The following is a 12735-nucleotide window of genomic DNA, read 5'->3' on the forward strand; positions in this document are numbered from 1 at the left end:
CATGGCCCCGCCCGGGGTTCATGCCCTGATCGAGCACCTTGTTCGAACGCCGTCCGAGCGGGGGCTTGTAAAGGAAGACCCCCAGGCGCTTTTCGAACGTTTCGGGGTGGCGGGCGAGGCGCGCGAGGTTCTCCTTTCGGGCACCCGCGACGCGCTTTCCGCCCTCGGCATCCACGGCAACTACGTCATCAAGTGGCTGATCTGGTCGGGACGCCCGACGATGCCCTTCTTCGCGATCAGCCACTTCTTCGATCGGAGATAAGACCCATGGGCAGCATCGTCGGCGCCTTTGCCATGTCGCATCAACTCGGCGCGCCGGACGGCGTAGAAGAGGCCAGCGAACGCGTGTTTCAGGGTATGCGCGAGATCGGGCGCCGTGTGCGCGCACGGACGCCGGATCTGATCGTGGTCCTGACCAGCGACCATCTCAACAACTTCAGCCTGGCTGACCCGGCGCCCTTCGCGGTGGGCACGGCGGCCAGCTTCACGCCCTGCGGGGACATGGGGTTGCCGCGCGATCCGGTGCCCGGCGCCCCCGACTTTGCCGAAGCGCTGCTGGCCGGGCTGCGCGTCGACGGCTTGCAGGTCGCGCGCGCAGAACCACTCGAACCCGATCACGGGGTGATGATCCCGATGGGCATCGTCGATCCGCAGCGCACCACGCCGATGGTGCCGGTTTACGTCAATTCGGTGTTCTATCCCGATCCTTCGCCTGCAACGTGCCGCGACCTCGGTGCGCTGCTTGCGCGCTTCGTCGATGGCCGTCCCCTGGGCGAGCGCGTCGTGCTGCTCGCGGCGGGCGGGCTATCGCATTGGGTTGGCATGGCACGCGAGGGCGAGGTGATCGAGGCCTGGGATCGGCAGATCCTTTCCACCATGGTCGAGGGGCGCGGGGTCATGCTCGCCGATCTCGACAACAGCGCGATTCTTGCCGAAGCGGGCAACGGAGGGCTCGAGATCGGCGCCTGGATCGCGCTGGCCGGTGCGCTGCCGGGGGCAAAGGGCGAATGCCTGTTCTACGAACCCATGCCGAGCTGGGCGACCGGAATGGCGGGGATCGAACTGATCCCCGCCTGAGAGCGCTCATACCAAGGTGCCGAGATGCTGACGCATCACGCCTTGGTGTCAGTCCTTTGCGCCAAGGTGCGCCTCGCGCTTGTCGAACAGCTCCTGGCTGGCGAAACCGGCAACATCGGGCTTGCCGCGCCCGAGCATGACCTGGAGGAAGCAGGGCTCGTCGCGATCGTTCTGGTAGCCGTGGATCACGCCCGCCGGACACGAGATCATCTCCCAGGGACCCAGCTCTTCGGACAGGCGGTTGCCTTCCTCGTCCTCGACGAAGACCACGCAGTGGCCCTTGAGGATGAAGAACACCTCTTCCACTTCGTGGGTGTGCGGTGCGTTGCCCTGGTGCGGGGGCACTTCCATGATCGAGAGCGTGAAGTTGCCCGCGGGCACGATCGCCGTATCGTCGTGCTTGCCCGAGGCGCCCGCGCCGACGAAGCGGTACTGCGCGCGGCGATAACCCTCAATGCTGGCGTCCGAAAAGGCGTTCCAGTCGGGCGTGCGCGTTGCGAACTTGCCGACGTAACGTTCCATGATCTGGGCGAGACTCCAGTCGGCGATCTCGGGCGGGCGGGGGTGGCGGGCGACATTGGTGGTCATGGCGTCTTGGTCTCCTCTATCATTCCACGGCTTCCGCGGCCGCGAAGCTGTCGATCATGCAGGCGCGGCGGATGAAAGCGTCGTGCTGCGCAGGATCGGCCGAGGCCTGGCGGATCTGGTCGAGATTGACCGCGCGCACCGCCGGGTCCTTCTCGGCCAGCGTCTTCTTGTTGGCGATCGACTGGGCCTGCACGCCGTCGAGCTGGCCCTTGCGGCGCTGACGGGTGTAGCGCTCGAAAAGCGGCTCGGGCGCGGCGCCCTCGAACCAGATCTGCGCCATCTTGTCGGCCAGGTTCATCGCATCGTGAATGCCCCCGTTCATGCCCATGCCACCGACCGGGTTGTTGACGTGCGCGGCATCACCCGCAAGCAGCACGCGGCTCTTGTTGAAGGTGACCGCGACGCGCTGGTGCACCTTGTAAAGCGCCACGGTGACGATCTCATAGGGCTCATCGCGCGGGCAGAACTTCTGCAGGCGCGCTTCGAGCGCGGCGGGATCGAGCAGTTCTTCCTCGCTCTGTTCGGGCAAGGTCGGCCCGACCGCGCGCCACATGCCCGAACCATCCTCGCCGCGCGCCTTGAACAGGTTCAGCCACTCGTCGGGATCGGCGAAGTAGTTGCGATTGGCGATGTGATCGCCGAGCGAGGAAAAATCGAAGCGCGTGTCGATCTTGAGGAAGCGCTCGGGCCAGGTGAAGCCTTCGAACTCGATGTCGGCCAGCTTGCGCACGGTGCTGCGCCCGCCGTCGCAGCCGACCAGGTAGCGGCCAGCCAGGTCCTCGCGCGCGCCGTCGGGGCCGGTGACGGTAATGGTCACCCCGTCCGCATCCTCGGCATAGCTTTCGAGCCGGGTGCCCATGCGCACCTCGCAGCCCGGATCGGCTTTCAGCATCTCGAGGATCGCGCCCGAAATCTTGTACTGTTCCCATTGCAGCACATAGGCGTGCTCGGGCGGGTCCTGCATGCGCGCGAAATCGAAGCGGCCGAGCACTTCGCCGGTCGGCCGGTCGTGGAAATGCATGACGGGCGAGATCAGCCCCTGCTCGCGCCCGAGCTCGAGCAGGCCGAGGCGTTCGAGGATCTTGATCGTGGGCGGATGGCACGAGGCGGCGCGGCAGTCCTTTTCCGGCGCGGCAAGCGCCTCGACAAGGAGCACGCCTATGCCCTGGCGGCGCAGCGCCAGGGCCAGCACCGTGCCCACCGGGCCGGCTCCAACGACGATCACGCGGTTGCTGTCGGTCATGGCTTTCCTTCGCGAGAGGGTTTTGAGTGGGAGGACTTGAACGCTACATTTTGAATGATTGTATGACAATAATAAAAGATGATAATTGCGTTATAAGCCGGGCAACTGCATGATCGGCCAGGCATTTCCCAGGCGCGCACATTGCAGCAGGCTGTAGGCGGTAAGCGCCGAGGTCTTGGGATTGGACGGGGCGGCCAGCGCGAGAATTTCGAAGCGGAACTGCCCGAAGGGGCCCTCGGCTTCGATCACACCAAGCGGGTCGGCGACCTTGCGCGAGGAGACCAGGCGCACCCGGGTCCGGTCCAGTCCGATCCCGGCAAGCCCGACGGCGAGCGCGACGTTGGCGTTCTTGGGGTACTGTGCGGCGGCTTCCCGGGCGCTGCCTTCGAAGAAGCAGACCTCGTCCTGGCCGTGGTCGAGATCGATCCGATTTTCAGCTGGCGTGCCGCGCCAGGCGTGGGGCGGCTTGTACGAAGTGTAAGTGACCGACCTCGTGCCCGCGAGCGCGGCGGCAATGAGCCCGTCGAGCCCGGCTATGGCGCCTGCGGGCAGCATCGCGCGCGCACTTCCCTTGGCCTGGGCGGCGCGCAGGCGGGTCACGAAGGCGGGGTCGCTGAGCGCGCCGACTGAGGAGAGGACCACGTCGACCCCGGCGCGCAGCAGGTCCTCGGTAAAGGCAAGTGCCGCCCCGTGTCCCGCGCATTCGAGCACGCAGTCGGGCCTCGCTGCGATCAGCGCGTCGAGATCGTGCACGGCGCAGGGGGCCTCGCGGCCCGCGCGTACGAGCGTTGCGGCAAGGGTGCCCGCTTCGCCCAGGCGGGCAAGCGCGCCGGTGATCTCGCTACCGATCGCGCCGTGCCCGATCAGGCCAATGCGGCGGGCGCCACGTCCGAAGGTGCCTTGTGCGATCCCCATTGAGTCCCTCCTTGAAGTCTGTCATACAATCATACATTATAGCGATGATAATGATTTGCAAAGGGGAACACTCTTGGGCGGTGTGAAGGCAGCCATCATCGGATCGGGCAACATCGGCACCGACCTGATGATCAAGATCGTCAACGGCGCCGGTCACCTCGAACTCGCCGCCGTGGTCGGTATCGATCCGGAGTCCGAGGGGCTGGCACTGGCACGCCGACACGGCGTTCCCACGACGCACGAGGGCCTCGCGGGCCTGCGCGCCATGCCCGACTACGCTGAGATCGCCGTGGTCTTCGACGCGACTTCGGCCAAGGCCCACGCCGAGCACGACCGGGTGCTGCGTGCCGACGGCAAGGTGGTTGTCGACCTGACCCCCGCCGCGATCGGGCCCTTCACGGTTCCGCCGGTGAACCTCGATGCGAACCTTGCCGAAAATGCGGCGACCAACGTCAACATGGTAACCTGCGGCGGACAGGCGACGATCCCGATCGTGGCCGCGGTGAGTTCGGTGGCGCAGGTGCACTACGCCGAGATCGTTGCCTCGGTCGCCTCGCGCTCGGCAGGTCCCGGCACGCGTGCAAACATCGACGAATTCACCCAGACGACCGCGCGCGCGCTCGAAGTCGTGGGTGGGGCGGCGCGCGGCAAGGCGATCATCGTCCTCAACCCGGCTGAGCCGCCGATGATCATGCGCGACACCGTTTTCACGCTGTCGCAAATGGCCGAGGAGGCCGAGGTCGCCGCTGCGATCGCGGCCATGGTGGCGCGGGTGCAGGCCTATGTGCCCGGCTATCGCCTCAAGCAGGAGGTCCAGTTCGAGCGCTTTGGCGCCAACAACCCGCTTTCCATTCCGGGCCTGGGCGAATTCCAGGGCCTGCGCACCATGGTGCTGCTCGAGGTGGAGGGGGCGGGGGACTACCTGCCCGCCTACTCGGGCAACCTCGATATCATGACCGCCGCCGCGCGCGCGACGGGCGAGCGAATCGCGGCGCGCATCCTGGCCGAAAAGGAGATCGCGGCATGAGCTTCGACGTCGCGGCGGGCGAGCGCCTCTACATCCAGGACGTGACCTTGCGCGATGGCATGCACGCCATCCGCCACATGTACGGGCTCGACCACGTGCGCGCGATCGCTGCTGCGCTCGATCGGGCCGGGGTCGACGCGATCGAGGTCGCGCACGGCGACGGTCTTTCGGGTGCGAGCTTCAACTATGGTTTCGGCGCGCAGACCGACTGGGAATGGATCGAAGCGGTGGGTGAGGTGCTGGAGAACGCGGTGCTGACCACGCTTATCCTGCCCGGCGTGGGAACGGGTGAGGACTTGCGCCGCGCCCACGCGCTGGGCGTGCGATCGGTGCGCGTGGCGACCCATTGCACCGAGGCCGACGTCGCGCGCCAGCACATCGGCATCGCGCGTGACCTCGGCATGGACGTCGCGGGCTTCCTGATGATGAGCCACATGATCGAACCCGGGGCACTCGCCGGTCAGGCAAAGTTGATGGAAAGCTATGGGGCGCACTGCGTTTACGTCACCGACAGCGGCGGCGCGCTCGACATGGACGGCGTGCGTGTGCGGCTCGAGGCTTACGACCGGGTCCTTTCGCCTGAAACCCAGCGCGGCATTCACGCGCACCACAATCTCTCGCTCGGTGTCGCTAATTCACTCGTCGCCGCGCAGGCGGGCGCGGTGCGCATCGATGCGAGCCTTGCCGGAATGGGCGCGGGCGCGGGCAATGCCCCGCTTGAGGTCTTCATTGCCGCTGCCGAGCGCAAGGGCTGGAAGCACGGCTGCGATGTCATGGCACTGATGGACGCGGCCGAGGACCTCGTGCGCCCCTTGCAGGACCGTCCCGTCCGCGTCGACCGCGAGACGCTCTCGCTGGGCTATGCCGGGGTCTACTCCAGTTTCCTGCGCCACGCCGAAAACGCGGCGCGGACCTATGGCCTCGACACCCGCGCGATCCTCGTCGAGCTGGGCCGACGCAAGATGGTCGGCGGGCAAGAGGACATGATCGTGGATGTCGCGCTCGACATGCTCAAGGCCGCGACGCCCGCCTCCTGAACCGCTTATTTCCCTGCCATTCGAACTTGCTGCAAAGGTAATCCCGACGATGGAATACGAGACCCTGACCGCACGCCGCCTGACCCCACGTATCGGCGCGATCCTCGAAGGCGTCGATCTCTCGGCAGGCCTGAGCGATGCGCAAGTCGGCGACATCCGCCAGGCGCTCGCCGACCACCAGGTGATCTTCTTTCGCGACCAGAATCTCGATCCGGCCTCGCTCAAAGCTGTCGGTGCGAAGTTCGGCCCTCTTGCGCGTCATGCGCTCAAGGGGCTTCCTGACCACCCCGAAGTGCGCAAGCTTCACGCCGATGAAACCTCGAAGCATGTCGCCGGCGAGGAATGGCACTCGGACATGACCTGTGCGACCAAGCCACCTATGGGCTCGATCCTCTATCTTCACACGCTGCCTTCGCTGGGTGGGGACACGGTGTTTTCGAGCATGTACGCGGCCTATGACGCGCTGTCCGATCGCATGAAGACCTATCTCGACGGCCTGACTGCGACGCATGACGGCAAACTCGCCTTCGGGCGCTTCGATCCCACCGGGACGTATCCGGTGGCCGTGCACCCGGTGATCCGCACGCACCCGGTAACGGGGCGCAAGGTCATCTTCGTCAATCCGGGTTTCACCAGCCACATCAACGAGTTGTCGAAGCTGGAGAGCGATGCGATCCTGAACTTCCTCTACCAGCACTGCGCCAACGAATACTTTCAGGTGCGCTTTACCTGGGAACCGCACTCGGTGGCGTTCTGGGACAACCGCTGCACCCAGCACCTGGCGATCTGGGACTACTTTCCTGAAGTCCGTTCGGGCTACCGCGTCCAGATCGAGGACGAACTGGCGCCCGTCGCCTGAATTGTGCCGGACCTGACGCCGAAAGAGCCCCCGTACCGGCTCGGTACGGGGGCTCTTTCGTAAGCGGTGGCGGCGCGGGTCAGGTCTGTGAGATCTGGGTGCCGCGAGCACGCTCCTCGTAGGGCTTGAGCAGCAGGACGAGGCCGATTGCGGCAAGGCAGATCGGCACGCCAAGCGCCAGGATCGCGCCATAGCTGCCGGTCGTGTCGAAGACGATGCCGAAGGCCAGAGGTCCAAGGCCCATCGCCACCATGACGGCGGCAAAGAGCAGCGAGAAGATCTGCGCAAAGCTGCGCAGGCCGAAATAGCGGCTGCACAGGTAGGCCAGCATGTCGACTTCCGCGCCAAGGCTTCCGCCCAGAAGCAGGGCGACCACAAGCAGCATCGGGGCAGGGGCGGACGTCGCCAGGATTATCAGGCCGCCTGCCGAGAGCGAGAAGAAGAACAGCGCGATGCGCCGCGCATCGTATTTGTCGATGAGACAGCCGATGAGCAGGCGCCCGCCAAAGGCGGCAAGCCCGAAGACCGAGGCGATGAGCGCGGCCGTCCCTGCGGGAATACCGCGGTCGATCAGCATCGGCACGAGATGCGGGATCAAGCCATAGAGGACGAAGGCGAGCCCCACGAAGATCCCGGCGAGAATCCAGAAGTCGCGCGTCTTCATCGCCTCGCTCGGGAGCAGGCCGGTGCCCGAGGACGCGGGGCGCTCCGGATCTGCCGGGTTGCCTGCCGGGCTCTCGCGAAGGACCAGCACGGCGAGCGGGAGCGTGATGCCCAGCAGTACGGCTGCCAGCCCGAAATAGGTGCCCTGCCAGCCCCAGTGGCGGATCAGCGCCTCGGTCAGCAGCGGAACATAGGCAAAGCCGAGGCCCGTTCCGCTTCCCGCGATGCCGATGGCAAGCCCGCGCCTTCGGTCGAACCAGGTGGCGAGGATGCGCATGTAGGGCACTGAATTCGTGCCCACCGCAAGCGTACCCATCGCTAGGTAAGCGGCCATGAACTGCCAATAGTACGTGACAAAGGGGACCGCGGCGAAGCACCCGGCGAGAAGGACGATCGAGGGGATGAGGATCCGGCGCGCGCCGAAACGGTCGACGAGCCGCCCGACGAAGGGCATCGACAGCGCGGTTGCCAGCATCATCAGCGAAACTGCGGCGCTGATCTGCGTGCGGCTCCACCCGAAGTGCGCGGCCAAAGGCTTGGACAGAAGGCCTAGCGAGGAGAGGCCGAAGGCGGCGGGTCCCGTCGAAATTCCCAGCAAGCAGACCAGCACGATCAGCCAGCCATGGAGCGAGGCGATGGGCGCAGGGTGTGCCGCAGGGGGCGCCGCTGAGGGGGCAATCGTGGCGGTCGCGATCGGTGCGATCGGCGGGGGCGGCATCTGGCTGGTCGGCTGGTTCACGGTCAACTCCCCGAATTCGCATGTTGCATCTTATTTGTCAGACTGTCATACAAAATTGAAACCGCAACCGGAAATTTGCCCCATGTTCACGACGCGACCGGATATCCGAGGAACCTTTGGCGTGGCTGCCGCGACCCACTGGGCCGTTGCCGCAACGGCGATGGCCATGCTCGAGCGGGGCGGAAATGCCTTCGACGGTGCCGTCGCGGCGGGCTTCGTGCTTCATGTGGTGGAACCGCATCTGAACGGCCCGGCGGGCGAAGTCCCGATCGTCTTTCACAGCGCGGCAAGCGCGCGCACGCAGGTCCTGTGCGGGCAGGGCGTCGCGCCGGCCGGGGCAAGCCTTGCGCACTTTCGCGATCTGGGGCTCGACATGGTGCCGGGATCGGGGATGATCGCGGCGGTCGTTCCGGGCGCTTTCGATGCCTGGATGCAACTCCTGCGCGACCACGGCACGATGGAGCTTGAAGATGTCCTCGCGCCCGCCATCGGCTATCTGGAACAGGGCTATCCCCTGCTCGATGGTGCGGCGCGGGCGTTCACGGGTGTCGCGGATGCCCTGCGCCATGAATGGCCAAGCGGCGCGCCGATCTGGCTACCCGGAGGCACGCCGCCGCGAGGCGGAGACCTGTTCCGCAACCCGGTCCTGGCGCAGACCTGGAAACGGATCCTGAGCGAAGCGGGCAAGCACGGAACGCGCGAGGCGCGGATCGAGCGCGCCCGGCAAGCCTGGTCGCAAGGCTTCGTCGCCGAGGCCATTGATCGCTTCTTCGCGCAAGAGGCCCTCATGGATGCAAGCGGAAGGCGCCACAAGGGCTTGCTGACAGGGCAGGACATGGCGACCTGGCAAGCGGATTACGAAGAGCCGGTGACCGGCCGGTTCGGTGACTGGACGATCTGCAAGACGGGGCCCTGGGGGCAGGGGCCGGTCCTCCTGCAGGCGCTCGCGATCCTCGAGGCGCACGGCCTTGATCCCGAACAGCTCGACACCGAGGCGGGCGTGCACACTGTGCTCGAGGCGCTCAAACTCGCCTTTGCCGACCGCGAGGCCTACTACGGTGATCCCGACTTCGTCGATGTGCCGATCGAACGCCTGCTCAGCGCCGACTACGCCCGGGCACGTGCGGCGATGATTACTCCCGAGGCCTCGCACGAAATCCGGCCCGGCGTTCTCGCCGGGTTCGAGACGCAAGTGGCGCGTTCGCTGGGGCAAGTGCGTTGCGGCGATCCGTCCGCCGGGGGGCTCGGCGTCGGCGAGCCGACGATGATGCACTTGCGGCCCACGATAAAGCCGGGGGATACGGTCCATCTCGATGTGGTCGATCGTTGGGGAAACATGGTTTCGGCCACCCCCTCGGGCGGCTGGCCCCAGTCCTCGCCCACGGTTCCCGGGCTCGGTTTTGCGCTGAATACGCGCGCGCAGATGTTCTGGCTGGAAGACGGCTTGCCCGACACGCTTGCGCCCGGCAAGCGTCCGCGCACGACCTTGACGCCCACCCTGGCGCTGCACGAAGGCCGCCCCGCGCTCGTTTGCGGCACGCCGGGCGGCGACCAGCAGGACCAGTGGCAGGTGCAGCTCTTGCTGCGCCGTATCCTGAAAGGGGACAGCCTGCAGCGCGCGATCGACCGGCCGCTGTTCCATTCGGTGCACTTTCCCTCCTCGTTCTATCCGCGCAAGGCTATGCCGGGCGTTGCCGTGCTTGAGGAAAGCTGGGGGGAGGACACCCTCGCGGCCCTGCGCGGGCGGGGGCACCAGGTCGAAGTGGCGCCGTCATGGAGCGCTGGGCGTCTGACCGCGATCGAGCGCGACGCCCAGGGAATCCTGTCGGGGGCCGCAACCCCGCGCCTCATGCAGGCCTATGCCGTGGGGCGCTGATCGGAGGGCATGGATTTCCACGCCCAAGCCGAACGTCGAATTCAGTCGACCATCCAGACACCGCCGTCGCGGACTTCGACGGTGTAGGTGTTGAGGGCCATCTTGCACGGCAAGCTTTTGGCCTTGCCCGTGTTCACATCGAAGCTGCCCCCATGCAGCGGGCAATAGAGAATTTCGCCTTCCAATCGGCCTTGCGAAAGCGAGGCAATCGCATGCGTGCATTCATCGTCGAGGAGGACGAAGCGGCCATTGCTGTTGCACAGGACCAACGGATCCATGCCTTCCAGTTCAATACGCATCATTTGCCCCAGGTCCAGGTCGTCAACGGCACAAAGCCTCATTGGTGAAATTGCCTCTTTCTCCATATTGATGTATTATTGTCATACAAAATTATAGAGGTCAACAGGAGTAGTCGCCTCTCAAAAAGCCCGGGGTGCTTCACTTCACCACCATCGGCGATAACGGACGTTGTGCGCCCTTGTTGGTCGCTCGAGGGCCGAATTGACGTGCCAGGGAGCCGACAGTCCGGTTACGTTTGTCGATCCGATCGGCCAGTAGCCCAGATGGGGGGATCGTGGTGTTCTCGCTCAATTCGCCAAAATGAAGTGCGACAGACAGCTCCTCTGATTGGAAGCTCCACGTCATCCTCGCCTTCACAAGTGAAACCGGCGCGGCGTAGAACGTTCTCGGAGGCGGGATTAGCTGTCATTGCCCGCGCTGTAACGGCAGAAACGCGTGTACTGCCGAAGACGAACCGGACCACCTCTCGTGCAGCCTCGGTAGCATAGCCACGCCCCCACTGCTCAGGAGAAAGCATGTAGGCAAGTTCGGCTTCCCGATCCGAACTCACGAAGCCTACCATTCCGATCAGACTGCCGCTTGGTGATACCGTAATCGCGAAATTGCGGCGATCTGGACCGGCCAAGGCCCGAACACGCTCGATAAATTCGAGCACGCCGCTGTCTGGATAGGGGTGAGGAATCGAGGCAGTTGTGAGCGCGACCCGAGGATCAGCGACGATGGCTCGTAGCGCATCAGCATCGCTCACGGTGGGCGCACGCAGCAAGAGGCGTTCCGTTCCTAGCTGTATCTCATCAAGGCTCATTGGGCGAGTTTAACACTTCTCCTTCAAGCTTTGCCACAGGATCATGAGCGAAGGGCACCAATTACAGCCGCGCAAATGGCAAAGAAGGGGCGTTTGCCGAAATTCCGCCATGCGCCCAAGTCGGCTGTTCCCGGCCTATTGAGCGGCGCCCAATTGCTGCCTGTCGACAATCATGCCTATCGCCGGTGTTCGGCCTGCTGAACAATGTTGCAGAGAGCTGTCGGGCTGGCTTCAACGAAGCATTTTCGCCGGCCAAACAGCCGTCGTCACACTCACAGGCCGCCGGCTACCACTACTTGAAATACAGCTATACTGTATATATCTCATGCCTCTGCAAGGAGGCAGCAAATCAATGTCAGAAGCAAAAGAGATCGTTCGGCGGTTTAACGAGGACGTCATCGCGGGTGGTAACCGGACCGCCTTCAATGAGCTGATAGCACCGAACTTTATCAACCGGTCTGCATCGCCTGGCGCGCCGGCGGGATCCGAGAGCATGTGGAACACTTTTGAGAACATTCTCCGTCCGGCGCTGGAAGGACTGACGGTCACGATCCACGATCAGATGGAGGAAGGTGACAAGGTCACAACCCGCAAGACGATCTCGGGCACCCATGTCGGACCGCTGCTCGGCGTCGAAGCGACGGGCAAGACGGTTAGCATCGATGTTATCGACATCGTGCGGGTCGTAGATGGTCGCTACGTCGAACATTGGGGCATCAACACCTTACCAGCCTTGCTGGCCAGTCTGCGGCAGGATTGAACCCGCCAATGGAGGATGTCGCAATGGCCGCAGACGCAACAGAACTGCTGGCGCGTGATCTTCGCCGAAGCGTAGGCACCTTCGTGCGCGCTATCCGGCAGGACACGGGCACGGTGAAATCGGCCCAGTCAGAAACGCTCGATCTCCTGCACCGCGTCGGCTCAATGAACGTCGCCACCCTGGCCGAACGGCGGCGGGTGACACACCAAACGATGCGATTGGTGGTGGCGCAACTGGAAGCGGATCAATTGGTGCGACTGGATGCCGATCCAGCCGATCGCCGCAGCCGCCTGATATCGATCACTCCCGCCGGTATCGATATGATCGCGCGCGAGCAGGAAGCCCGCGTATCCGGGATCAAAGACGCGATTCGTCGGCGGTTGTCTCCACGGGAGAGGGAGCTTCTTCGATCGGCTATACCGGTCCTCGATCGCTTGGCAGCGGCGGCATATTAGCGCCCTAGTCGGTCGTTCAGAGGCCGATTTGGCGCGCCGAGTAGCGGTCGGTCCGGTTCCTTCCGATTATGTTTGCCAGCGGGCCGGGCGGCAGGATGTTCAAGGGGCTGCGTCGTTTGAGGAAACGAAAGATCGATCCTGAGGTCACAGGCAAATTGTCGTTACAAAAAGCGATTGACGGCAAATCAAATTGTAACTACAAAAAGACATGATAATCGTATGGGATGAACCGAAACGGCAAGCGAACCTCGTCAAGCACGGGATCTGTTGATTGCCACTGAGAAGTGACCCGGGATTTCCACTGAGAAGTGATGGAGTGGATGCCCCCTCCCGACGGCATCGAATGTGCCATTGTGATGTTTCCGAACGTCACAGCAGAGGAGAAGGCATC

The 12735-nt window shown here is 64.5% G+C and carries 15 protein-coding genes; 8 read left to right on the forward strand and 7 right to left on the reverse strand.

The annotated features are described in order from the left end of the window. Position 1 precedes the first annotated feature (1 nt). Complete coding sequence (locus HT136_RS20105) at positions 2–262, forward strand: hypothetical protein (RefSeq protein ID WP_214201630.1); 261 nt, start codon at positions 2–4, stop codon at positions 260–262. Between the two features lie 5 nt (positions 263–267). Next, positions 268–1077: a DODA-type extradiol aromatic ring-opening family dioxygenase gene (locus tag HT136_RS20110; RefSeq protein WP_214201631.1), complete on the forward strand. Its 810-nt coding sequence runs from the start codon at positions 268–270 to the stop codon at positions 1075–1077. A gap of 48 nt (positions 1078–1125) precedes the next feature. Here HT136_RS20110 and HT136_RS20115 read toward each other — a convergent pair whose 3' ends face one another. From HT136_RS20115 to HT136_RS20125, 3 genes are all read right to left on the reverse strand, one after another. After that, complete coding sequence (locus HT136_RS20115; RefSeq protein WP_214201632.1) at positions 1126–1665, reverse strand: cupin domain-containing protein; 540 nt, start codon at positions 1663–1665, stop codon at positions 1126–1128. Between the two features lie 19 nt (positions 1666–1684). After that, positions 1685–2908 carry an FAD-dependent oxidoreductase gene (locus tag HT136_RS20120; RefSeq protein ID WP_214201633.1) on the reverse strand — a complete coding sequence of 408 codons (1224 nt, stop codon included), beginning with the start codon at positions 2906–2908 and terminating at the stop codon, positions 1685–1687. Between the two features lie 90 nt (positions 2909–2998). Continuing rightward, positions 2999–3823, reverse strand: coding sequence for an aspartate dehydrogenase (locus tag HT136_RS20125; RefSeq protein ID WP_214201634.1), 825 nt, complete (start codon positions 3821–3823; stop codon positions 2999–3001). A 73-nt stretch (positions 3824–3896) separates the two neighbouring features. On the opposite strand from HT136_RS20125, the gene HT136_RS20130 reads away from it, so the two are divergent. From HT136_RS20130 to HT136_RS20140, 3 genes are read left to right on the forward strand one after another with little or no spacing between them, the layout of a single operon-like run. Continuing rightward, positions 3897–4850, forward strand: coding sequence for an acetaldehyde dehydrogenase (acetylating) (locus HT136_RS20130; RefSeq protein WP_214201635.1), 954 nt, complete (start codon positions 3897–3899; stop codon positions 4848–4850). Beyond that, positions 4847–5887 carry a 4-hydroxy-2-oxovalerate aldolase gene (gene dmpG / locus HT136_RS20135; RefSeq protein WP_214201636.1) on the forward strand — a complete coding sequence of 347 codons (1041 nt, stop codon included), beginning with the start codon at positions 4847–4849 and terminating at the stop codon, positions 5885–5887. Before HT136_RS20130 ends, dmpG begins: the two co-directional genes overlap by 4 nt. Positions 5888–5936: 49 nt before the next feature. After that, a complete protein-coding gene (locus tag HT136_RS20140) occupies positions 5937–6746 on the forward strand; it encodes a TauD/TfdA dioxygenase family protein (protein ID WP_214201637.1) in 810 nt (269 codons plus the stop codon). A 79-nt stretch (positions 6747–6825) separates the two neighbouring features. Here the strand turns inward: HT136_RS20140 and HT136_RS20145 are convergent, their stop codons facing one another. Continuing rightward, a complete protein-coding gene (locus tag HT136_RS20145) occupies positions 6826–8148 on the reverse strand; it encodes an MFS transporter (RefSeq protein ID WP_343222256.1) in 1323 nt (440 codons plus the stop codon). 121 nt (positions 8149–8269) lie between these two features. On the opposite strand from HT136_RS20145, the gene HT136_RS20150 reads away from it, so the two are divergent. Beyond that, positions 8270–10024, forward strand: a complete 1755-nt coding sequence (locus HT136_RS20150) for a gamma-glutamyltransferase family protein (RefSeq protein ID WP_214201638.1) — start codon at positions 8270–8272, stop codon at positions 10022–10024. A gap of 41 nt (positions 10025–10065) precedes the next feature. On the opposite strand, the gene HT136_RS20155 is transcribed toward HT136_RS20150, so the two are convergent. After that, positions 10066–10389 (reverse strand): non-heme iron oxygenase ferredoxin subunit, encoded by a 324-nt coding sequence (locus HT136_RS20155; RefSeq protein WP_214201639.1) that lies wholly within the window; start codon positions 10387–10389, stop codon positions 10066–10068. Positions 10390–10553: 164 nt separating this feature from the next. Next, on the reverse strand, positions 10554–11129 hold the full coding sequence (locus tag HT136_RS20160; RefSeq protein ID WP_214201640.1) for a GNAT family N-acetyltransferase: 576 nt from the start codon (positions 11127–11129) through the stop codon (positions 10554–10556). Positions 11130–11481: 352 nt separating this feature from the next. Here HT136_RS20160 and HT136_RS20165 point away from each other — a divergent pair, with 352 nt between their 5' ends. Then, positions 11482–11889: an ester cyclase gene (locus HT136_RS20165; protein WP_214201641.1), complete on the forward strand. Its 408-nt coding sequence runs from the start codon at positions 11482–11484 to the stop codon at positions 11887–11889. 23 nt (positions 11890–11912) lie between these two features. Next, positions 11913–12344, forward strand: a complete 432-nt coding sequence (locus HT136_RS20170; RefSeq protein ID WP_246543975.1) for a MarR family winged helix-turn-helix transcriptional regulator — start codon at positions 11913–11915, stop codon at positions 12342–12344. Positions 12345–12540: 196 nt separating this feature from the next. Here HT136_RS20170 and HT136_RS20175 read toward each other — a convergent pair. Continuing rightward, positions 12541–12735: hypothetical protein (locus HT136_RS20175; protein WP_214201643.1), on the reverse strand; the 195-nt coding region annotated here is incomplete at its 5' end.

The organism is Novosphingobium profundi (assembly GCF_018491765.1).
GTDB lineage: Bacteria > Pseudomonadota > Alphaproteobacteria > Sphingomonadales > Sphingomonadaceae > Novosphingobium > Novosphingobium profundi.